The 21,098-nt window shown below is 62.7% G+C and carries 20 protein-coding genes; 7 read left to right on the top strand and 13 right to left on the bottom strand.

Annotated features, from left to right (window positions below):
• Positions 1 to 37 precede the first annotated feature (37 nt).
• Genes CPI83_RS04890 through CPI83_RS04880 form a run of 3 tightly spaced genes read right to left on the bottom strand, consistent with a single transcriptional unit; the run spans position 38 to position 3,470 of the window.
• Positions 38 to 919 (bottom strand): LLM class F420-dependent oxidoreductase, encoded by an 882-nt coding sequence (locus CPI83_RS04890; protein ID WP_019745306.1) that lies wholly within the window; start codon positions 917 to 919, stop codon positions 38 to 40.
• A complete protein-coding gene (locus CPI83_RS04885; protein WP_020909144.1) occupies positions 916 to 1,746 on the bottom strand; it encodes an SDR family oxidoreductase in 831 nt (276 codons plus the stop codon). The genes CPI83_RS04890 and CPI83_RS04885 overlap by 4 nt, the downstream gene beginning before the upstream one ends.
• A 20-nt stretch (positions 1,747 to 1,766) precedes the next feature.
• Positions 1,767 to 3,470, bottom strand: a complete 1,704-nt coding sequence (locus CPI83_RS04880) for an AMP-binding protein (protein WP_051636507.1) — start codon at positions 3,468 to 3,470, stop codon at positions 1,767 to 1,769.
• Positions 3,471 to 3,652: 182 nt separating this feature from the next.
• Between CPI83_RS04880 and CPI83_RS04875 the strand changes: the two genes are divergently transcribed.
• From CPI83_RS04875 to CPI83_RS04855, 5 genes are all read left to right on the top strand, one after another.
• A complete protein-coding gene (locus CPI83_RS04875) occupies positions 3,653 to 5,314 on the top strand; it encodes a class I adenylate-forming enzyme family protein (RefSeq protein WP_097386871.1) in 1,662 nt (553 codons plus the stop codon).
• The gene (locus CPI83_RS04870) at positions 5,311 to 5,781 is read left to right on the top strand and encodes a nuclear transport factor 2 family protein (protein ID WP_020909146.1); all 471 of its coding nucleotides are present in this window, start codon (positions 5,311 to 5,313) and stop codon (positions 5,779 to 5,781) included. Before CPI83_RS04875 ends, CPI83_RS04870 begins: the two co-directional genes overlap by 4 nt.
• Positions 5,782 to 5,791: 10 nt before the next feature.
• The gene (locus tag CPI83_RS04865) at positions 5,792 to 6,688 is read left to right on the top strand and encodes a TIGR03619 family F420-dependent LLM class oxidoreductase (protein ID WP_021345554.1); all 897 of its coding nucleotides are present in this window, start codon (positions 5,792 to 5,794) and stop codon (positions 6,686 to 6,688) included.
• Position 6,689: 1 nt separating this feature from the next.
• Entirely contained in the window at positions 6,690 to 7,205 is a 516-nt protein-coding gene (locus CPI83_RS04860) for a nuclear transport factor 2 family protein (protein ID WP_021331984.1), read from the top strand.
• A 78-nt stretch (positions 7,206 to 7,283) separates the two neighbouring features.
• Positions 7,284 to 8,780 (top strand): DUF222 domain-containing protein, encoded by a 1,497-nt coding sequence (locus CPI83_RS04855; protein ID WP_097386870.1) that lies wholly within the window; start codon positions 7,284 to 7,286, stop codon positions 8,778 to 8,780.
• A 40-nt stretch (positions 8,781 to 8,820) separates the two neighbouring features.
• On the opposite strand, the gene CPI83_RS04850 is transcribed toward CPI83_RS04855, so the two are convergent.
• A complete protein-coding gene (locus CPI83_RS04850; RefSeq protein WP_097386869.1) occupies positions 8,821 to 9,003 on the bottom strand; it encodes a hypothetical protein in 183 nt (60 codons plus the stop codon).
• A 135-nt stretch (positions 9,004 to 9,138) separates the two neighbouring features.
• Here CPI83_RS04850 and CPI83_RS04845 point away from each other — a divergent pair, with 135 nt between their 5' ends.
• Positions 9,139 to 9,963 carry a mycofactocin-coupled SDR family oxidoreductase gene (locus CPI83_RS04845; protein WP_097386868.1) on the top strand — a complete coding sequence of 275 codons (825 nt, stop codon included), beginning with the start codon at positions 9,139 to 9,141 and terminating at the stop codon, positions 9,961 to 9,963.
• A gap of 31 nt (positions 9,964 to 9,994) precedes the next feature.
• Here CPI83_RS04845 and CPI83_RS04840 read toward each other — a convergent pair whose 3' ends face one another.
• The 7 genes from CPI83_RS04840 to CPI83_RS04810 all read right to left on the bottom strand — a co-directional run bounded on the left by CPI83_RS04840 (position 9,995) and on the right by CPI83_RS04810 (position 17,734).
• Positions 9,995 to 10,783 (bottom strand): glucose 1-dehydrogenase, encoded by a 789-nt coding sequence (locus CPI83_RS04840; RefSeq protein WP_029256266.1) that lies wholly within the window; start codon positions 10,781 to 10,783, stop codon positions 9,995 to 9,997.
• Positions 10,784 to 10,806: 23 nt separating this feature from the next.
• The gene (locus tag CPI83_RS04835) at positions 10,807 to 11,457 is read right to left on the bottom strand and encodes a PaaI family thioesterase (protein ID WP_019745318.1); all 651 of its coding nucleotides are present in this window, start codon (positions 11,455 to 11,457) and stop codon (positions 10,807 to 10,809) included.
• Positions 11,457 to 12,326 (bottom strand): MaoC/PaaZ C-terminal domain-containing protein, encoded by an 870-nt coding sequence (locus CPI83_RS04830; RefSeq protein ID WP_020909153.1) that lies wholly within the window; start codon positions 12,324 to 12,326, stop codon positions 11,457 to 11,459. The genes CPI83_RS04835 and CPI83_RS04830 overlap by 1 nt, the downstream gene beginning before the upstream one ends.
• Positions 12,326 to 13,528 (bottom strand): lipid-transfer protein, encoded by a 1,203-nt coding sequence (locus CPI83_RS04825; RefSeq protein WP_019745320.1) that lies wholly within the window; start codon positions 13,526 to 13,528, stop codon positions 12,326 to 12,328. The genes CPI83_RS04830 and CPI83_RS04825 overlap by 1 nt, the downstream gene beginning before the upstream one ends.
• Before the next feature lie 7 nt (positions 13,529 to 13,535).
• A complete protein-coding gene (locus CPI83_RS04820; RefSeq protein WP_047889699.1) occupies positions 13,536 to 15,716 on the bottom strand; it encodes an acyl-CoA dehydrogenase in 2,181 nt (726 codons plus the stop codon).
• Between the two features lie 34 nt (positions 15,717 to 15,750).
• Complete coding sequence (locus tag CPI83_RS04815) at positions 15,751 to 16,914, bottom strand: steroid 3-ketoacyl-CoA thiolase (protein WP_029256270.1); 1,164 nt, start codon at positions 16,912 to 16,914, stop codon at positions 15,751 to 15,753.
• A gap of 193 nt (positions 16,915 to 17,107) precedes the next feature.
• On the bottom strand, positions 17,108 to 17,734 hold the full coding sequence (locus CPI83_RS04810) for a TetR family transcriptional regulator (protein ID WP_019745323.1): 627 nt from the start codon (positions 17,732 to 17,734) through the stop codon (positions 17,108 to 17,110).
• 153 nt (positions 17,735 to 17,887) lie between these two features.
• Between CPI83_RS04810 and CPI83_RS04805 the strand changes: the two genes are divergently transcribed.
• The gene (locus tag CPI83_RS04805) at positions 17,888 to 19,420 is read left to right on the top strand and encodes an FAD-dependent oxidoreductase (protein WP_020909157.1); all 1,533 of its coding nucleotides are present in this window, start codon (positions 17,888 to 17,890) and stop codon (positions 19,418 to 19,420) included.
• A 79-nt stretch (positions 19,421 to 19,499) separates the two neighbouring features.
• On the opposite strand, the gene CPI83_RS04800 is transcribed toward CPI83_RS04805, so the two are convergent.
• Both CPI83_RS04800 and CPI83_RS04795 read right to left on the bottom strand, forming a co-directional pair.
• Positions 19,500 to 20,051, bottom strand: coding sequence for a pyridoxamine 5'-phosphate oxidase family protein (locus CPI83_RS04800; protein WP_097386867.1), 552 nt, complete (start codon positions 20,049 to 20,051; stop codon positions 19,500 to 19,502).
• Positions 20,052 to 20,081: 30 nt separating this feature from the next.
• Entirely contained in the window at positions 20,082 to 21,098 is a 1,017-nt protein-coding gene (locus tag CPI83_RS04795) for a TIGR03617 family F420-dependent LLM class oxidoreductase (protein WP_097386866.1), read from the bottom strand.

Here is a 21,098-nt window from a genome sequence, read left to right as displayed (position 1 = left end):
CCTGAACGGGCTGGCGCATCCCTGATCAGACGAAGGACTACGCGCCGAGCCCCAGCCGCTTCGAGCATTCAGCCATTTCGTCGATGATCAATTCCAACGACGTGCCACGACGGCTCGCGGACAACACGATTCGATCGGCTCCCAACCCGCGTGCCCACTCGAGTTTCGCTTCGTCGAGCCTGGGCAGTGTCGCACCGAGTACCAGCGATACGTCGGCAGGATCTCGATCTGCCTTCACCGCAGCCGCTTTCATCGCCGCTACAGCCTTGTCGAGATCTTCACCGGCCAGTCCCAGCGGCTGGAAACCATCACCCAACCGGCCTGCTCGCCGAGCAGCAGCGAGACTGTGTCCACCGATGTAGAGCGGAACTCCGGATTCGCGGTGCGGCTTCGGCCAGCTGTACGCACCCTTGAACGAGAAGTAATCGCCGTCGAAATCGACTGCTTCCTTGCCCTCCCAGAGTGAACGCATCACCGCGATGGCCTCATCGGCTACCTTGCCGCGGCGCTCGAAGTCACCGCCGCACGCTTCGATCTCTTCTTTCATCCAGCCCAGACCGAGACAGATGCGCAATCGCCCACCCGAAAGTCGATCCAGCGTCGCCAAGCGCTTGGCAAGCACTACCGGATTGTGGTTGGGAAGCACCAGAACTCCGGTGGACAGACCCAAAGTCGTTGTGGCGCCGGCAACAAATGACAGTAGTTCCAGTGGGTCCGGGATGTCACAGTCATCGGGTAGGTGAGATTTTCCGGTCGGAGAGTACGGGTATTCGCTCGCCGTATCCGCGATGACAACCGAGTGCTCCACGGCCGAGATCTCGTCGAAACCCAACGATTCGGCAGCACGGGCGAATTGCAGAATCCAGTCGGGATCTCCACTTCGACCCAATTCGACCGGAACAACTACGCCGAGCTTCATACCGTTTCCTCCAGTGTCGCCATCAATTTCGGACCGTCCACGACGCGACCGAGGAACCGGTCCGCATCCGGATCTGTTGCAAGCCACACCGCAGCAGCGGCGGGCACGGATGCCGGTGTGGCCGCAAATCCGGCTTCCACTATCGCGTCCGCGCCACCACGGGCTTTCCCTGATTCCGTGATGACAAATCCCGGACTCAGGTTGAACGCTTTGATTCCGGCGCCTCGATACTCCGAGTTGATCGCTCCGGCGATACGTCCGAACGACGCCTTCGACGCGGCGTACGACAAACCCCAACCACCCTCGCCGGGAGGCGCAGGCGGATCCAGGGTCGCCGAACCAGATGCGAGGTTGACGACCACCCCGTTGCCGCTCTTGATCATCGACGGCAGAATCACCTGAATCAACGCAAGCTGGTGCAGATAGTTGCCGATCGCCATCGCCTGGGCGTCGTCGATCTCGATGTCGAGCACCCGGTCCATGTTTCCGACCGTCTGTGCGTAGGCGTTGTTCACCAACACGTCGACATGTCCCCACTCCGCCAGCACCCGTTCACCGGCGCCGCGGACGGAGGCCAGATCGAGCAGATTCATCGGAACGGCCAAGGCGCGCACACCGAAGGACTCGATCTCGGCAACCGTCGTCTCCAGACTGCCGGGTACCGGAATGACCTGCTCCCCCTGCCTCGTTCGCGGGGCCGCCCGCCCTTCGCCTTCACGAACGGTGCGAGCAGTGATTGCAACGTCGAATCCGGCGCGCGCGAATGCCAGCGCGCACTCACGGCCGATCCCTCGGGAAGCGCCGGTAACCAGCGCAACACCACTCATAGGAACCGCGTGCGGCCGTGTCATAGGAACCGCGTGCGGCCGTGCGTCTCGAACTCCTTCTCCAGGTCCACCACGTCAGCTTCGGTCATCAACGTGTATTCGGGAGTACCGCGGCCCACCCAGTGGAACACTGGTTCGTCGGTCCGCCAGCGGTCGGCTTGAAGTTCACGTTTGAGTACCTTGTTGGAGCCCGTGACGGGCAGATCAGTCGAAACACGAACAAATCGCGGCGCTGCCTTGGTACCCAAATCCGCCTGCGCGGCAAGGTAGGCAGCGAACTCGGCCGGATCGAAATCGGCAAAGTCGGCGACCTCGACAGCTGCCATCACCTGATCGCCCGAACGCGGATCCGGTACCGCGAAGACGCCCGTGGCAATCACTTTGGGGTGCCGACGCAAGATGTGCTCGATCATCAAAGCCGAGGTGTTCTCACCGTCGACGCGGATCCAGTCACCCTTACGTCCGGCGAAGTAGATGAACCCGGCCTCGTCGACGTAGCCGAGATCGCCTGTCCAGTACCAACCGTGGCGAATCTTCTCGGCAATTGCGTCTTCGTTCTTGTAGTACCCCTCGAATTTCTTCGATCCGGCCTTGTCGACCATCTCGCCGATGGATTCGTCGGGGTTCAGCACGTGACCGTGCTCGTCGAGAATTGCGCGGGGTCGCTCTTCGCGGGTATCGGGATCGACGATGACGATGTTCTCGCTCGCGGGACGGCCAAGCGCGCCGGCAGGTTGGTTCGGATCGAGCACGACCGAACCGGCACCTTCACTCGAACCGTATCCCTCGAAAAGCTGCGCACCGAAACGACGGATGAACTCTGCCTTGTCCCCCGGCGACGCCTCGGTCCCGAAGCCGTGCGTGAGGGTGTTCTCGATGTCGTCGGGCAGTTCCGGCGTCGCCATGAGATACCCCAAAGCCTTACCGACGTAGGTGAAATATGTTGCGCCGTAGAACCGAACGTCCGGCATGAATCCCGAGGCGGTGAACTTACGAACGAGGCAGACCGTAGCTCCCTGCGAAAGGGCCGGCGCCCACAGAGCCATCAACGCGTTGCCGTGGAAGAGCGGCATGCAGCAATAGCAGACGTCGTCGCGGTCGATGTCGTACTTGGCGCAGTTCGCGTAGGCCAACCGCGTCAGACGCCCCTGGCTGCACCGCACTGCCTTGGACATTCCGGTGGTGCCCGAGGTGAAGAGAAGCAAGAACAGCGTCGACGCGTCGACGCCGAGGTCGACCTGAGGCGACTCGACCTGGTGAGCGGAAATCTTGTCCGGGTATGACGCGTCGTCGACCAGAACAAAACGATCTTCGGTCAGTCCGAGGTCAAGGCCGGACAACTTCTCGTAGCCCGCTTTGTCGGTGACGATCAGCTGGCAGTCGACGTACCGAACCTCAGCCTCGAGTTCAGCTCCACGCCTGGTCGGATTGATGCCGACGATCGTGGCCCCGGTCAGGGCCGCGCCGCCGAGCCAGAACAGGAACTCGGGATCGTTCTCCAGAAGTACTCCGATGTGAAACGGTCCAGGCGCGCGAAGCGACTTCGCAAGCGAGCCGCGCGCCGCGCTCTCGCGCACCACCTCGTCCCAGCTCCAGTCCTGCGTCCGCGTCCGCAGACCCAGGTGCTGATCACCGAGACGGTCGATCAACATCTGCGCGACGTCCTCGCGCTGAGGAGCTGCAAGAGCTGCATTCGAAGATGCTTCGGTGGCGGTGTTCGTCATCGTGTCCTGTGTCCTAGTCGATATCGGAATGTCGATTACTCCAACTGCGATACGACTCGAACGTATCGACGCCTCAATGCCGGAACCGTCCCAGTCTCGCTCAGTGGTAACCGCCGCCACAGATATGATTTTCTCGTGAGATTTTGTGACGTGAAAAGCGCCACAATACGAAAGGCCATTCCATGACTGCCCCCGCAGATCCGCAGTTGCTTCTGGACCAGGCGGTCTCACGCCTCACCGGTCCAGGTGGGCCATTCGAGATCGTCGAAGAAGAGGTTCTCGGCACCGTCATGCCCGTGATGAAGAACCGTGGTCACGCCATCGGTGAACTCATCTCGGCATCTCGCGCCTGGGGCGACGGCGACTATCTCGTCACCAGCGATCGTCGAATCTCGTTCACCGAGCACGCTGATTCCGTCGCCGCGCTGGCAACTGCTCTGCGGGACAAGTACGGAGTCCGCAAGGGCGACCGTGTGGGCATCCTCGCTGCCAACACTCCCGAATGGGTCATGACGTTCTTCGCGACGCAGGCGCTCGGCGCGATCGCTGTCGGTCTCAACGGTTGGTGGGTTCCGCGCGAGGTCACCCACGGGATCGAGCTCTCACGCCCGAAGGTTCTGGTCGTGGACGCCAAGCGCGGCGCCGCCCTCCCCGAACTGCCGGCAGACATCACGGTCCTCACCATGGAAGAGGATCTGCCCGCGCTCATCGCGGAATATGCAGGCTCCGACGTGCCGAGCACCGACATCGACGAGGACGCCCCCGCCGTCATCCTGTTCACCAGCGGTACCAGTGGCCGCCCCAAGGGCGCACTCCACTCGCACCGCAACGTGATGGCCGTCGTCGACTACCACAAATACAGCGACGCGATCGGCGCTGCATTCACCGGCCGTGAGTACGACGCTTCCAAGCCGAGCCCATTGCGTTATCTACTCACCTCCCCGCTCTTCCACATCGCCAGCCTGCACAATCTGGTGGTCCCCCGTCTCGCGACAGGCAGCGCCGTCATCCTGACCGAGGGCGGCTTCGACGTCGACAAGGTGCTCGGGTTGGTCGAACGCGAGCGCGTCACCAACTGGGGTGCTGTCCCCACGATGGCATCGCGGCTACTCGAACACGGCAACATCGCCAAGTACGACGTCTCTTCGTTGACTGCATTCTCGCTGGCGTCCGCGCCGTCGTCGCCCGCGTTCAAGGAACGCCTCAAGGAGCAGGTGCCGTTCGCACGCAACGCTCTGGTCGACAGTTACGGCCTCACCGAATGCAGCACCGCAATTGCGGTCGCCGTCGGCGCCGAACTCGAAGAGTTCCCAGGTACTCTCGGACGTCCGATCATCACCGTCTCGATGGAGATTCGCGATCCCTTCGGCGAGTGGCTGCCGGACGGCATCGAAGGTGAAGTGTGCGTGCGCAGCCCGTTCGTCATGCTCGGATACTGGGAGAACGACGAGGCGACCGAGTCTGCAATTGCACCGGGACGCTGGCTCCGCACCGGCGATTTCGGCGTCATCGAGAACGGACGTCTCCGTCTCACCGGTCGTCGTTCCGACCTGATCCTGCGTGGTGGCGAGAACGTCTACCCCACCGAGATCGAGCAGACGCTCGACGAACACCCCGACGTGATCGAGTGCGCTGTCATCGGCATGCCGCACCCCGACCTCGGCCAGGAAGTGTCCGCCGTGGTTGTACTGCGTCCCGGGGCTGCCACCACGGAGGCGGAGCTGCGCGACTACGCCGCCGAGCGACTTTCCTACTTCAAGGTGCCGTCGAAGTGGCGCATCACCAGTGATCTGTTGCCTCGCAACGCAACCGGCAAGATGGTTCGGCGCGAGATCACCGTATGACCGCGGAGCTGTCACGGATCGTCGCCGAGTCTGCGATCCGTGACCTGCTCTGTGAGTACACGCATTTGATCGATCAGGGCAGATTGGGTGAAGTCGCTGCATTGTTCGCCCAGTCCGACTACGGGCAGTGCGGACCGGACGGGGTTGCCACCACTCTCATTTCGTCCGACGCCGACGCAGTGTTCGCAGCCTGCAGCGGCTTCATTCGGATGTACGGAGATCCGCCGGTTCCACGCACCAAACATCTGCTGACCAACACGCGAATCTCGGTCGACGGTGAATCAGCGACGGCGCTCTCGTACGTAACGGTCATACAAGGTACCGAAGATCTTGCCCTGCAACCTATTTTGTCGGGGCGCTACTTCGATCGCTTCACGTGCATCGACGGGTCGTGGCAGTTCAGCTCGAGGCTCTTCTGTTTGGACAACATGGGCGACATGTCCGCTCATGCCAAGCGGGCACTGTAGAGGAACGACTGTGGAAATCGGTGTCAACGTTTTGGGTCTCGAGGCCCTGTTCGACGGCAAGGTCCGCCCGGTCCTGGACTTCGCCGCGCGTGCTGACAGTGCCGGGATCGATCTGATCTGCACCGGCGACCACCTCGGGTTCAATGCCGACGCTCACGCCCAGCGGGTAGTCGAACACAACTTCCTGTTCCCGTTGGATCACCCTTGGTACGAACCGATTTCATTTCTGTCTTCGATCGCCGCGGTGACGGAACGAGCTCGCCTCGGAGTATCGGTTCTGATCGCCACTGTTCGCCCGGCGGCCCTGCTTGCAAAGCAGGTTGCCACTCTCGACTCATTGTCCGAAGGTCGAACTGTCATGGGTTTCGGCGTTGGATGGCAAGAAGCTGAATACACCGCCACCAACATGCCTTTCGACGCGCGATTCGGGCGCATGGAGGAGACCGTCGCAGCCTGCCGCGAACTGTGGACCAATGCACCGGCCACCTTCCAGGGGCGCGACTTCGCTTTCGAGAACTACCACAGCCTCCCGCTGCCGATCCAACCCCGAATACCGGTGCTCTTCGGTTTCGGACCAAGCCGGCGGAACTTCGACCGCATCGCACGCGTCGCAGACGGCTGGACCGTGAACCCGACCGATCTGGGAACGTTCACCGACAGTGTTGCACTGTTGCGCAACACGTTCGAAGCTCACCAACGTGACCCGGAGTCGGCGCGCGTGCAAGTGTCTGCGGCGCCGGTTCGACGCGACAACGGGTCCGTCGACCTCTCGGCAACCGCAGACAAGGCCCGGGACTGGTTCGCCCGCGGCGCGTCCGTCGTCGTTCTCCGACCCGCCGTATTCGATTGCGCCGCCGAAGAACTACCAGAACTACTCGACTGGATGACCAGCATCAAGGAGGCGTGACATGGACCGGGCACTGCAAGATCTCATCGACAAGCAGGCAATCCGTGAGGTGGTTCTGACGTACTGCCGTGGCATCGACCGCCTCGACTTCGATCTCGTCCGCAGCGCCTACCACCCGGATGCGATCGACCATCACACCGGATTCGACGGCAACATCGACCAGTACATCGCCTGGGTGACACCAAAACTCTCGGCGATCGGCGGCACGATGCATCACATCGGCAACCATCTGGTCGAACTGCACGGCGACCACGCGATCAGCGAGGCGTATTCGATGTCCACACACTGGGGTGGGCCCGAAGGCATCGGGATGATCAACTTCACCAGCGGTGCGCGATTCATCGACCACATGGAGCGTCGCAACGGTCGCTGGGCGATCAAGGAGCGATGGGCCGTACGAGAGTGGACTCGCTCGGACGAGGGCCGCTTCGTCAACCCAGAAGGGCCTGGTCCGCGTGGGCGTCGTGACGCCTCGGATCCTCTGAGCGCACTACGACAGGCCTTGGAAATTCGCTGAGAATCAGAAAACTCGGACTATTCCGACTGATTTGAGAATTCAGTTCATATCGAACACACATTCGAATAGAATGGATGCATGTTCAACCCGACAACAGAGCTCTTCGGTATCTCAGCGCAGCTGACCGGTACCGAAACTGATTGTGCGCTGGTTGATCTCATGACAGATCTGCACGCATGTGAGGCGATGCTGGTCGAACGCAAGCTCGCTGTGATTGCCGAGTTCTTTTCGCGGCGAAGCTCAGAGCATGCCGCCAGTGGTGCGTGGTCGTCGACCGCACACGAGTTGGCTGAATCGGAAGTCGGTGCGTCACTGACGATGGGCCGCGCGGCTGCCGGCAAGCTGATCGGGTTGGGGTTCTCGTTGAAGACTCGTTTGCATCGCACTCGAGCGGCGATGGCGCGTGGCGAGTTGGATCTGTACCGAGTTGGTTTGATCGATTCCGCGACCGCGAACGTGAAAGACGAATTGATCGACGAAGTGGAACGACTACTGCTCGAGCAGGTTCTCGCCCCACCAGTAGCCGGCGGAACGGGCTTGACGGGAAGGCGACTGACAGCGGCGATCGATCGGATCGTGGCGATGGTGGACCCGGAAGGTATGCGAGAACGTCGACGCCGTGCTCTCACCGATCGGTTCGTCGGGGTCAGCGCTGCCGAGGACGGGATGGCAAAGATCTTGGGCAGCATTCCGGCAGAGCAGGCTCGGGCATTCGACGGCCGACTACGCGAGTTGGCAATGTCGGTATGCCGAAACGACTCTCGAACATACGAGCAGCGACGAGCCGACGCGCTCTTCGAGTTGACCAACGGATCTCCGTTCTTGCCGTGCAACTGTGGCCGAGCTGATTGCCCGCAGGATCGTAGCGGTGGTGTTGTCGTTCGTCGGCCCGTGGTTCACGTCGTGATGACTGATTCCACTCTGCGCGGAGGCGGCGAGCCCGCTCACCTCGACGGGTACGGGGTGATCAGCGCTGAGCATGCTCGCGACATCGCCCAAGACGCCGTAATTCGAAACGTCCGAGTACCCGCTGACGCCGCCACCGAACCGGTGCTTGCTTCGGCGTACGTCTACCGGCCGGGTTCAGTTCTCGATACCTGGTTGCGGATCATCGCGGGCAGCTGCCAATGGCTGCATTGTGATGTCCCGGCCTGGAATTCCGATCTGGACCACAATGAACCGTTCCATCATGGCGACCCCGAACGTGGCGGCAAGACAGTCGAATCGAATATGAGTGCGTTCTGCCGCAACCACCATCGCCTCAAGCATTCCGACCGGTGGCAATTCGCGTCGAACCAGGATCGGACCATGTCGCTGACATCGCCGACTGGGCATTGCTACCGAACACGCCCCGCAGGGTTGATGGCCGGGCCGCACGGCCCGATGCCGCCGCAGTGCGGTCGAGATCGGCGGACCCAGTCGGAGAACAAGGCCGCCCGTATCCAGTCCGAACGCAATCGTCAACGCCGACGGATTCAAAGGCAGCTAGAACAACACGCTCAACGTAAGCGGCGGAAATCACCGCGAGCCCACCGAGAACCCATCGACTACGGGGATGACCCACCACCGTTCTGAGATACCGAGCGGCGTCGAGGCGCGTCGACGTGTCGCAGGGTCAGCCTGAGGCCGGCTTGGTGTCGTCATCTCCCGCTGACGGATCGTCTCCAGCAACCGGGTCCGGATCGTCTTCACCAAACGGATCGATGGTGTCGACACCTTCGAGGACGGTCAGCTCTTCTTCAACCTCGGCCAGGAGGCCCTTGGCTTCAGCTTCGAACTTCTTCTCCCAATCGGACATACCGAGCCTCTTCTCTTCCGAAGCGAGTTCCCGCTGTATCTGAACTCAGACTACGTCGCCGGCGACGAGTTTCGCCGTCCCCTCGAGTCAGTACTCATGACCGAGTACTCATGATTCACGACGGACGGAGCACCCATGCCCGGACAGTTGGAAGGCAAAACCGCACTGATCACCGGAGCCGCCCGAGGTCAGGGCCGAAGCCATGCCGTGCGATTGGCGCAGGAGGGTGCGGACATCATCGCACTCGACATCTGCCGCCAGATCGAATCGGTGGCCTACCCGATGGGTACCGCCGAGGATTTGAGGCAGACAGCGGCAATGATCGAGGCTCTCGGGCGAAATGCCGTCGCGCGAGAAGTCGACGTTCGCGATTTACCCGCGCTGGGAGCTGCAGTGGCCGAAAGTATCGCAGTGTTGGGCAGCCTCGACATCGTCCTGGCCAACGCCGGTATCGGCATGATGTCCCCGGACATCGACGATGCCCGCGCCTTCCGCGACCAGATGGAGGTCAATCTTTTCGGCGTCTGGAATACCGTCCAGGCCGCAGCGCCCGCGATGATCGAGCAAGGGACAGGCGGCGCAATAGTCCTGACCGGATCAACACTGGGACTTGTCGGCCGCGGAGGTGATGGAACCGGCGGATCCGACGGCTACTGCGCGAGTAAACACGCCATCGTCGGGTTGGGGCGCACGTGGGCGCACTGGCTTGCTCCCCACAACATTCGTGTCAACTCCGTGCATCCGGCGGGAGCGAATACACCGATGGTCGTCAACGATGCCGTCGCGAAACTGTTCGCAGACTCCCCCGCATCGAGCGGAGCCGACGTCGGCAATCTCTTGGACGTCGGGCTGATCGAAGCTTCCGACGTCAGCAACGCGATAGCCTGGTTGGTCTCGGATCAGGCTCGATACGTCACAGGTATCGCGTTGCCGGTCGATGCGGGATTCACGGCCAAATAGACGCCGGATTCTCGAGCCGAATTACTGCCGATCAGTCGACGGTCGGCGCCCACTGCACACCGTTGATGTGCCCACCACCGTCGACGAAGAGAGTGTTGCCGGTGACGTAACGGCTGTCGTCGCTCGCCAGGAAGGCCGCAACGGGGCCGATGTCGTCGAGGGGATCGCCGATCCGCCCCATCGGGTTCTGTGCGGCCATCACTGCCGCGTTTTCCGGATTGGCTTCGGCGACACGCTTGTACGCCGCACTCTGCGCACCGGGACAGATGACGTTGCAGTTCACGTGCTTGGGAGCCCACTCGCGGGCAGCAGTGCGAGTCAGTGTTCGCAATGCTTCCTTGGCCGCGTTGTACTGCACCGAGTACATGTGAGCATTCACGCCGTTGAGGCTGCACATATTGATCACGCGGCCGGTGCCGTGACGCTCGAGTTCTGGCAACGCAGCCTGCATGGCCCAGAAAGCGGCCATCACTGCCATGTCGAAACCGCCACGCAATTGCTCGTCGGTCATCTTCTCGAGCCGAGCGAAACCGAAAGTCCGCCAAGCATTGTTGACCAGGATGTCGAGGCGTCCGAACCGCTCGACGGACTTGTCGACCATGGCAACAACCTGAGCTTTGTCGGTGACGTCGGTCCGGACGAATTCCGCCTCCGCGCCCCATTCGTCCCGCAACCACTGGGTGGTTTCGAGGCCCGCTGCCTCGTCGATCTCGGCAACCAACACCGACGCGCCTTCACGCGCGAACGCGCCTGCCACTCCGCGCCCGATGCCCATACCGGCACCGGTGACCACTGCTACACGTCCGTCGAGCTTGCCCACTGGGCCCTCCTTCGTCAGAACCCCTACCTGGGGCGCGGCACGGTCTTGTCGATGAACAATCCCTCTACCGACACACACAATTCGCCGTCCGCAGTCTTGATCTCACCGACGGTGTGAATCTTGCGGCCGTCCTTGGAAAGGAATTTGCCGCTGATCGTGAGGGGCTCGAACAGTGGAGTCGGGCGATGGTACCGAGTGCTCAATTGTGCTGTCATGCCCGAAGTTCCACCCCAGGCGTTCGCGACGCCAAGAACGTGATCGAGCAGCAGCGCCGAAACACCGCCGTGTACATGGCCGGGAGGGCCCTGGTACGGCAGCGTCAACGTGACCACTCCCTGCACCGACCCGTCAGCGAGCCCTTCCAGAACCAGCGGCGGCGCAATGGCATTCTCGGGGCCGGTCACCGGATCGTGACGAGTCACGCCCTCACCGTTCCACATGTCGATCAAGCGCTCGGCCACCTCGGGCGAGTGCTGCTCGAGGTGCTCGGCAATGCTGTTGAGCTCCTCCGCAACCCGATCCAGATTGGCGTTTCCGCGGTCGGTGCGCAGCATCGCGTCGACAACGCGACGCGCTGCTGCCGTGGCCCGGTCGACCGGGGCGTCCTGCGGCGGCGAAGTCAAAATCGTGCCGCCCGGGTGTGTGGCTGCCGTGGGGTGCGTGCCGAGGTCCATCAGTTGATCTCCATTGTTGCGTGTGTGAGAACCGGGGAGTTCTCGCGCTCGGGGCACGTCGCCGCCAAGGTCAGTGTGTTGCCGTCCTGCCATACCGAGGTGGTGATGGATTCGCCGGGGAACAGCGAACCGGCGAACCGCACCGAGTAGTTCTTCACCCGCGTCGGATCTCCGTCGAGAATTCCGTCGACCACCGCCTTGCAGACGATGCCGTACGACGCCAGACCGTGCAGAATCGGAGCGTCGAATCCCGCCATCTTCGCGAAGGAGGGATCAGCGTGCAGCGGGTTCATGTCTCCACTGAGTCGGTACACCAGGGCTTGTGAGGTACTCGTGCTCGACGTCAGTACCTTGTCGGGCGCCCGGTCAGGCACCCCGGCAACAACTTCGGGACCGGCGCTGCCGCCGAATCCACCTTCGCCGCGGGCCCAGATCTGCATTCCGGTGGTCCACAACGGATTCCCGTCAAGGTCCTCGGCCGCCGTCTCGAGCACGATGACGGCAGCCTTGCCCTTGTCCCACACGTCAGCGATGCGAGTGGAAATACGAGCAGCACCCGTCGACGGGATCGGCGCGTGAAGTGTCAGCGACTGCCCACCGTGCAGAATCTTGCGCAGGTCGATGTCGATTCCCGGCATACTCATCGACGCTGCGGGCAGTACACCCGCCGAAACTCCCTGGCCCGCAACCATTGCAAAGGTCGGGAGCACTTTCAGACCCTTTTCGTACACCCAGGTGAGCTCGGCGGGATCCAGAGCGTTCACGCCGGCTCCGAGCCCCAACTGGTAGAGCATGACGTCGCGGTCGGTCCACGACGCTTCGCGCACAGTCGGTTCGGCGGACAATGCCACCTCGAGATCGATAGCCATCAGTTCTCCAAAGTTCCGGCTCGGTAGACGGTCACGACGCACGCGCCGCCCAGTCCGAGGTTGTGCTGCAATCCGATTCGTGCGCCTTCGACCTGGCGAGCATCTGCGGTCCCGCGAAGCTGCCACGTCAGTTCGGCGCACTGTGCCAGCCCGGTGGCACCCAGCGGGTGGCCCTTCGAGATCAGACCGCCAGACGGGTTGACGACCCACTGGCCGCCGTACGTAGTGGCACCGGATTCGACGAGCTTTCCGCCTTCACCGGCGCCACACATTCCGAGACCTTCGTAGGTGATGATCTCGTTGATCGCGAAGCAGTCGTGCAGTTCGATGACATCGACGTCGTCGATGCTGATGCCGGCTTCGGCAAAGACCTGCTCGGCGGCCGCAGCCGTCATCGGCGCGCCGACTACGTCGATCATCGACTTCTCGGCAAACGCTGCCGAGGTGTCGGTGGTCATGGCCTGAGCGACGATCTCGATCGCACGGTCCTCGAGTCCGTGCTCACGGACGAACTTCTCACTCACGACGACGGCAGCACCGGCACCGTCCGAAGTCGGTGAACACTGCGAGCGCGTCAGCGGCTCGTGAATCATCTTGTCGCCGAGCACCTGTTCGAGGGTGTACTCGTCACGGAACTGCGCATACGGATTGTTGACCGAGTGCTTGTGGTTCTTGACCGCCACGGCCGCAATCTGCTCGACCGTGGTGCCGTACTTCTTCATGTGCTCGACGGCGGCATTACCGAACAACTGAGCGGTCATGGGCGATCGGGCGAAGCCGTAGTCCTCGACCATGATCTTCAGCTGCGAGTCCAAAGTGGTGACCTTGGGCATCTCACCGGTTCCGGTCAGCGCCGTTTTGGTCATCTTTTCGAAGCCGACGGCCAGTGCGCAGTCCGCTTGTCCGGCCTGTACCCACTCGCGCGCCGTCATCAGTGCCGTCGAGCCGGTGGCGCAGTTGTTGTTGACGTTGAAGATCGGGATACCGGACAGACCCGTTTCGTACAGGGCACGCTGGCCTGCTGTCGACGCGTTGAACACGTAACCGACTGCAGCACGCTGGATCTGGTCGTAGCTGATCCCGGCATCGGTGAGTGCATTCGAGACGGCTTCGGTCACCATGTCCGGGTATTCCCAGTCGCGGGTCTCGATCTTCTCGAACTTGGTCATGCCCACGCCGATGACGAAGGTGCGATTGCTCATGTGCAGGTCACTTTCCCGGTTCGGGGTCGCGAGGCAGACCCAGGATTCGCTCACCGATGATGTTGAGCTGAACATTGGTTGTACCACCCGCGATGGACATGCACTGCGAGTTCAAGAACATCTGGGTTGCAGACATCCGATGCTGGTCGCCCAGAAGTGAACTCGGCCCGGCCCACTCCATTGCCACATCCCAGACCTGCTGGATGTGCTCGACACCGATCAACTTCGCCACCGAGGATTCGGCCCCCGGCTGCGCGCCGGTGAGCGAGCGCAGCGTGGTGCGCAGACCGAGCAGACCGCCGGACTGCGCGTCGCACAGCACCTTTCCGAGCACCGTCAGCTGCTCGTCGTCGATGCCACCGGGTAGTCCGTCGACCAGGCTCAGAAGAGCCTCACCACCCGATCCGAGAGACGAGTCGTTGGACAGCGAGACACGCTCGTTGGCCAGTGTGGTGCGAGCGAGCTTCCAGCCGTCCCCCGGCTCGCCGACCAGGCACTCGTCGGGGACGAAGACGTCGTCGAAGAAGACTTCGTTGAACAGTGCTTCACCGGTGATCTCGCGAAGCGGGCGAATGTCGAGGCCGCTGTTCTTGATGTCGATCAGGAAGTAGGACAGGCCCTTGTGCTTGGGGGCGTCGGCGTCGGTGCGCGCGAGGCAGATTCCCCAGTGCGCGTCGCGTGCCATCGATGTCCACACCTTCTGGCCCTGCAACTTCCAGCCACCGTCGACCTTGGTGGCCTTGGTGCTCAGAGCCGCGAGGTCGGAACCTGCGCCGGGCTCGGAGAAGAGCTGACACCAGACGATGTCGCCGCGCAATGACGGCGGGACGAACTTGGCAAGCTGCTCTTCGTTGCCGTGCGCGATGAGCGTCGGGATGACCCAGTTGCCGATGATCATGTCGTGCGGCTTGATCTTCGCAGCGCGCAGTTCTTCGGCGATGACCAGCTGGCTGACGGCGTCGGCGGACTTGCCCCACGGAGCCGTGAAGTGCGGTGCGGTGTAGCCCTTTTCCGCGAGGTACGTCTTCTGCGCGGCACCTTCGAGTTCGAGAGCCGGAGCGAGCTCGGCGCGGACGTCGGCGCGGATCGCCTCGGCCTCGGGCGGCAACTCGATGCTGAGCACGCGACGGGTGCCGGCAATGGTCAGCTCGGCAACGCGACGACGCCAGGATGCCGTGGAACCCAGCAGAATTCGCAGGGACTGCGCGCGGCGCAGGTACAGGTGCGCGTCGTGCTCCCACGTGTAGCCGATTCCGCCGAGCACCTGGATGCAGTCACGCGTGACGGAGAAGCCGGCTTCGAGGGCCGTGGCTCCAGCGACAGCTGCTGCGAGAGAAGCCTCTTCGGCACCGACGCCGTTGGCGGGCGTCAGTGCGCGCGCAGCGTCCCACGCGCAGACGCGCGCCTGCTCGGCAAGAGCGAGCATCCGAGCGGCCTTGTGCTTGACGCCCTGGAACTGGCCGATCGGGCGACCGAACTGCTGACGCACCTTCGCGTAGTCGGCCGAGGTCGTGACGGCCCAGTCGGCCAAACCTGATGCCTCGGCCGCGAACAGTGTTGCGGCAATGTCGAGTACACGCTGCGTATCGATGGTGAGGATCTCGGAATCGGCGAGGATCAGACCGTCGACGGTGACCTCGGAGTTACGACGTACGACGTCGTAGCTGGCCAAGTCCGTGACCTCGAGGCGGTCACGTCCGAGCAGAACGAATCCGCTGTCCGTCGCGAGGAGGAACACGTCGCCGACATGGCCACCGAGAATCTGGCTGGATGTTCCGCTGAGGGTGGCGGTGTCGCCGTCGCGGGCGATCTTCAGCGAACCCGGCTGCAGTGCAACGGCTCCGAGCGTGCTGCCGTCGACCAGTCCGGCCAGCGGAGCGGTGACTCCGGCGTCGCTGAGAACGGCGCTGACCACGACTGTCGGCAGGAACGTGCCGGGAACCATGGAGCGCCCGAGTTCCTCGACGACGATCGCGAGCTCGACCAATCCGTATCCAGCGCCGCCGAATTCCTCGGCCACGTGTAGTCCGAGAAGTCCCTGCTCGGCAAGCCCGCTCCAGAGTTGGGGGCGAGTTTCGACCTTCGCCTCGACCGCTTCACGGATAGCGGTGGGTGTTGCGTGACGTGCCGCCCAGCCCCGTACGGAGTCGCGGAGGTCACGATCTTCTTCACTCAATCCAATGGTCATGTCTACCTCGTCAATTCGACAGTTTGAGTACGGGTCAGATGCGTTCGATGATGGTGGCGGTAGAGAGAGCGCCACCGGCGCACATCGTGACCAGCCCCGTGGACTTGTTCGAGCGCTCGAGTTCGTGCAGCGCGGTCGTGATCAGACGAGCGCCGGTCGAACCGACGGGATGCCCGAGTGCGATCGCACCGCCGTTGACGTTGACCTTGGACAGATCTGCGTCGTGAACCTGCGCCCAGGAGAGCACTACCGAGGCGAACGCTTCGTTGATTTCGACGAGATCGATGTCGTTCAGAGTCATTCCGGCCTTGTCGAGCACCATCTGGGTGGACTCGATCGGTCCGTCCAGGTGATAGAAGGGATCAGATCCGACCATGCCGGACGCGACGATCCGCGCGCGGGGCTTCAATCCCAGTTCCTGTGCGCGCTCTTCGCTCATCAGCAGTACCGCAGCCGCGCCGTCACTGATCTGCGACGAGTTGCCGGCGGTGTGGATATGGCCTTCGATGACCGGCTTGAGTCCGGCCAGCGCCTCGGCTGTCGTCTCGCGCAGGCCACCGTCGCGCGTGACAGTGGCGATCTCACCGGTCGGCACACCTTCCTTGGTGACGACAGGAGCCTTGACGGGCACGATCTCACGGTCGAAGCGTCCTTCTGCCCAAGCCTGGGCTGCGCGGCGCTGCGATTCCAGGCCGAAGGCGTCGACGTCGGCGCGTGTGATGCCACGCTTCTCGGCGATACGCTGCGCAGAGGTGAACTGGTCACCCATGTCGATGGTCCAGTCGTCCGGGTACGGGTTTCCCGTACCGGGCGCGTTTGCCTGGCCCAGGAACACACGGCTCATCGCCTCGACGCCGCAGCCGATACCGGCTGAGATCTGACCCGAGGAAATCAGGCCGGAAATCAAATGCACTGCCTGCTGGGCAGATCCACAGGCGCAGTCGATGGTGGTTGCCGCTGTGCTGTACGGCAATCCGGCGTGCAGCCACGCTTGCCGCGTGACGTTGTTGGACTGCTCACCTGCCTGGGTGACACAGCCACCGATGATCTGCCCGATGTCTTCCGGTGCGACGCCTGCTCGTTCGAGAACGCCGAGTTGCGCTGCTCCCAGAATCTCGGCGGGGTGCAGCCCCGCCAGGGCGCCGCGACGACGGCCGATCGGTGTCCGAGCGGCCTCGACGATGACTGCATGACCCATGATGTGCGCTCCTTCGTGGAGTTTTCGGTCGGTGAGCTGACTCACCGTCAACTTTTCTGCAATGTATTCTATTGTTGATGTCAGGGCAATGCCGGAATGAACGTCATCTTTGAACCAAGCCTGACTCAAATAATAGAATTGATTTCAATTTTGAGGATACGACGAACCCACCCCGAGAAGGGGCGAGGTCACGTCAGTGTCGTGAGAGATTCACCAGAAGCAGGTCGCACCCCTTGCGGATGTCGTACTCCGCATCCGGGATGGAAATTCGACCGTTGAGGCACGATTGGATGACCCCGAACCACAGCTGCATCAGCAGACGCAACCCGGTGTTGTCTTCCTCGGTCGGGTTCTCGATCCCGGCCGCATCGAGGATGATCTGCCGGAAGCCGCGATCGATCTTGCCCACGTCCGGCACCGTCGCGACGTTGGCGGTACTGGACGACTGCAGCATCGCAGTCGAAAGGGCCGGCCGACGCAGTAACCCGCGAGTCGCGCGCACCAGGACCTCGTACACGGCGTCCTGCGGATTGGCCGACTGCACCTGATGCTTGGCAAAACTGTCGCCGATCTGATCGATCTGCTCGACCATCACAGCGACGAAGAGGTGCGTCTTCGAAGGGAAATAACGGTAGAGAGTGCCGATGGCCACGCCTGCCCGCTTGGCAACTTCGTGCATCTGAACCCGTGAGAGTTCTTTCTCGGTCCCCAATTCGGCGGCCGCTTCCAGCATCCGCACATGGCGCGCCCGCTGCTCGTCCGAACTGGGCTCAGCAGCGTCCCTGACCTCGGCAATTCTCGGCAACGTCGCCCCCATCATCGATTATGTGTCCCGGCCGCGAACGACCGCGCTAATTCTCTCACCTGGACCACCCATCTCGGCATATTGCCCGCTCAGTGGGACCTGGCATGGCCTTCCAGTGCCGTGCGGTATTCCGTGGACACCCCACCCTCTTGGAGTAAGGACGCAATGATGCAGGACTGGACCAGCGAGTGCGACGTGTTGGTAGTCGGCTCCGGCGGCGGAGCGCTGACCGGCGCATATACCGCCGCTGCTCAGGGATTGACGACGATCGTCCTCGAGAAAACCGATCGTTTCGGCGGGACCTCCGCCTACTCGGGTGCCTCGATCTGGCTCCCAGGTACCCAGGTGCAGGAACGCGCCGGACTTCCCGACTCGACCGAGAATGCCCGCACCTATCTGCGCGCGTTGCTCGGTGACGCCGAGTCCGAGCGCCAGGACGCCTACGTCGAGACTGCTCCCGCTGTCGTCGCTCTACTCGAGCAGAACCCGAACATCGAATTCGAGTTCCGTGCGTTCCCCGACTACTACAAAGCCGAAGGCCGGATGGACACGGGACGCTCCATCAACCCTCTCGATCTCGATCCCGCCGACATCGGTGACCTCGCCGGCAAGGTGCGTCCGGAACTGGACCAAGACCGCACCGGTCAGGATCATGCTCCCGGCCCGATGATCGGTGGGCGCGCACTGATCGGCCGTCTGCTGGCCGCAGTTCAGAGCACCGGTAAGGCAGAACTTCGCACCGAATCCGTCCTCACCTCCCTGATCGTGGAAGACGGCCGTGTTGTCGGCGCCGAGGTGGAATCCGGCGGCGAAACCCAGCGAATCAAGGCGAACCGCGGTGTCCTGATGGCAGCAGGCGGCATCGAAGGCAACGCCGAGATGCGTGAGCAGGCCGGCACCCCCGGCAAGGCGATCTGGAGTATGGGTCCCTTCGGCGCCAACACCGGCGACGCGATCTCCGCCGGAATTGCCGTCGGCGGCGCAACAGCCTTGCTCGATCAGGCGTGGTTCTGCCCCGGCGTCGAGCAGCCCGACGGCAGCGCCGCCTTCATGGTCGGCGTTCGCGGTGGGCTCGTCGTCGACAGCGCCGGTGAGCGCTACCTCAACGAATCGCTTCCGTACGACCAGTTCGGACGAGCCATGGATGCTCACGACGACAACGGTTCTGCCGTGCCGTCGTTCATGATCTTCGACTCGCGCGAGGGTGGCGGACTGCCCGCCATCTGCATCCCGAACACGGCGCCCGCCAAGCACCTCGAAGCCGGAACGTGGGTCGGTGCCGACACTCTCGAAGAACTCGCTGCCAAGACCGGACTACCGGCCGACGCATTGCGCAGCACTGTCGAAAAGTTCAACGATGCCGCAAAACTGGGCGTCGACGAAGAGTTCCATCGCGGCGAAGACCCGTACGACGCGTTCTTCTGCCCACCCAACGGCGGCGCGAATGCGGCACTGACGGCCATCGAGAACGGTCCGTTCTACGCGGCCCGCATCGTCCTCAGTGACCTCGGCACCAAGGGCGGATTGGTCACCGACGTCAACGGCCGAGTCCTGCGTGCTGACGGCAGCGCCATCGACGGCCTGTACGCCGCAGGCAACACGAGCGCGTCACTGAGCGGCCGCTTCTACCCCGGCCCCGGAGTTCCACTCGGCACGGCCATGGTCTTCTCGTACCGAGCAGCCCAGGACATGGCGAAGTAACCAGCACAACGAGGACGTGGGGCAGGCGATGTCAGAATCACCTGCCCCACACTCTTTCTCACGGCGTCGCGATGTTGTATCACTCCGCGTCGATGCCAGGTAAGCCGTCCACACTCTTCGCGTTCTTCTCGGCGCGATAGGCGATGAGCCGCTCCGGACCCTTCTTCTCCGCTACGCGGTCGAGCACGTCACGATCGGATTGGTAGTCCATCAGCGGTACTGCGTATCCGCACGAATCCGAAATGCGCGTCAGATCGACCACGACGATCGACCGCAGTCCCGGGTGCTCGGGGAACCTACCGACAAGCTCGTTGAACGGTTCCGACCCTGCGGGCAGAACTTGTCCGTGACCGTGCAGTCGAACGATCTTCGGTGGTCCGTCAAATGCCATGAACATCAGGGTTATTCGCGAGTTCTCGCGCACGTGCGCGATGGTTTCCACACCGCTGCCAGTGAGATCGAGGTACGCCACGCGGGTTGATGTCAGCACCACGAACGATCCGACTCCCCCTTTGGGTGAGCAATTGATCAACCCGTCAGGAGACAAAGGTGCGGTAGCAACGACGAACAGCGGTTGGGCCTGCAACCACGTGGTGAGCTTTTCATCGATGCCTTCGTAGACGCGCCCCATGTCGAGAGTGTAGTTCGCGCCGACTGGACGTCAGGGGGCAGACGCTGCGGCGGCTCGAATCTCCTCACACATCGCTGCGAAGGCGCGGTCGTCGGCGGGATCCGCCGGCACTGCCAGTGCAATGCCGTCGCAGAGACTCGCGTATTTCGAACTCAGCACCCCGGGGAGTTCGGCGTAGGTGCATTGCGTGACCAAGATGTCGAGAACATCGTCCGTGAGCACAGCTGGTAGTCGAGCCCAATCACCCGTTCGTGCCATCGCAGTCAGCTTCTCGCCGATCCCCGCCAAGCCGAGAACCTCGAGCGCGATTCGATATGCCGGTGTGGAGTAGAGAAAGGCAAGTTCACTGCGCACCGCTTCTCGTTGAGCAAGTATCGCGGCACGATCTTTGCCGGTGATCGTCTTCGGAACGGCAATCAGCCGCGGCTTCCTTCCGCCGGCCGTCAATGATGGAATGATCCTCTCCGCGAGCACCTTCGGATGGGAGCTGGTGGGGTGAGCAACAAAGCCGTCGGCGACGGCTCCTGCCAGTGAGCACATGCGGGAGTTCACTCCCCCGGTCCAGATCTCGGGAGCTGGAACGTCGAGCGGCCCCGGATTGAAGTAGGGCTGCAGTCGGTTGAAGGTGTAGTGCGAGCCGGCATAGTCGAGTTCGCCGCCCGTCTGGAACGCTTGAAATATCTCCCGTACAGCACTGACGTAATCGCGCAGTTGTGCAACAGGATTGGTCCACGGCATCGAGTACCGCCCGACGATGTTCCCGCGCACCTGCGTTGCGAGCCCCAGTTGAAATCGCCCACCCGAGAAACCTGCAAGATCCCAGGCAGCCAAAGCCGTCACCATGGGACTGCGCGCAAACGCGACAACCATCGACGTCCGGACAGTGAGAGTACTGCTGTGCTCGACGGCCAGTGCCGCCACGGCAAAGGGGTCGCGAATGGTCTCGGAGATGTGCACCGTGTCGAAACCGAGGTTCTCGATGCGTTCGACGTGCTGAGCCACCTGCCGCAGCGGAGTGTCGGCAGGTAGCGAGGTCACCAATTCCAT

Source organism: Rhodococcus sp. H-CA8f, from assembly GCF_002501585.1.
GTDB classification, from domain to species: Bacteria; Actinomycetota; Actinomycetes; order Mycobacteriales; family Mycobacteriaceae; genus Rhodococcus_F; species Rhodococcus_F erythropolis.
Note: the sequence above shows the minus strand (reverse complement) of the source record. Positions and strands in the feature narration are given on the sequence as shown.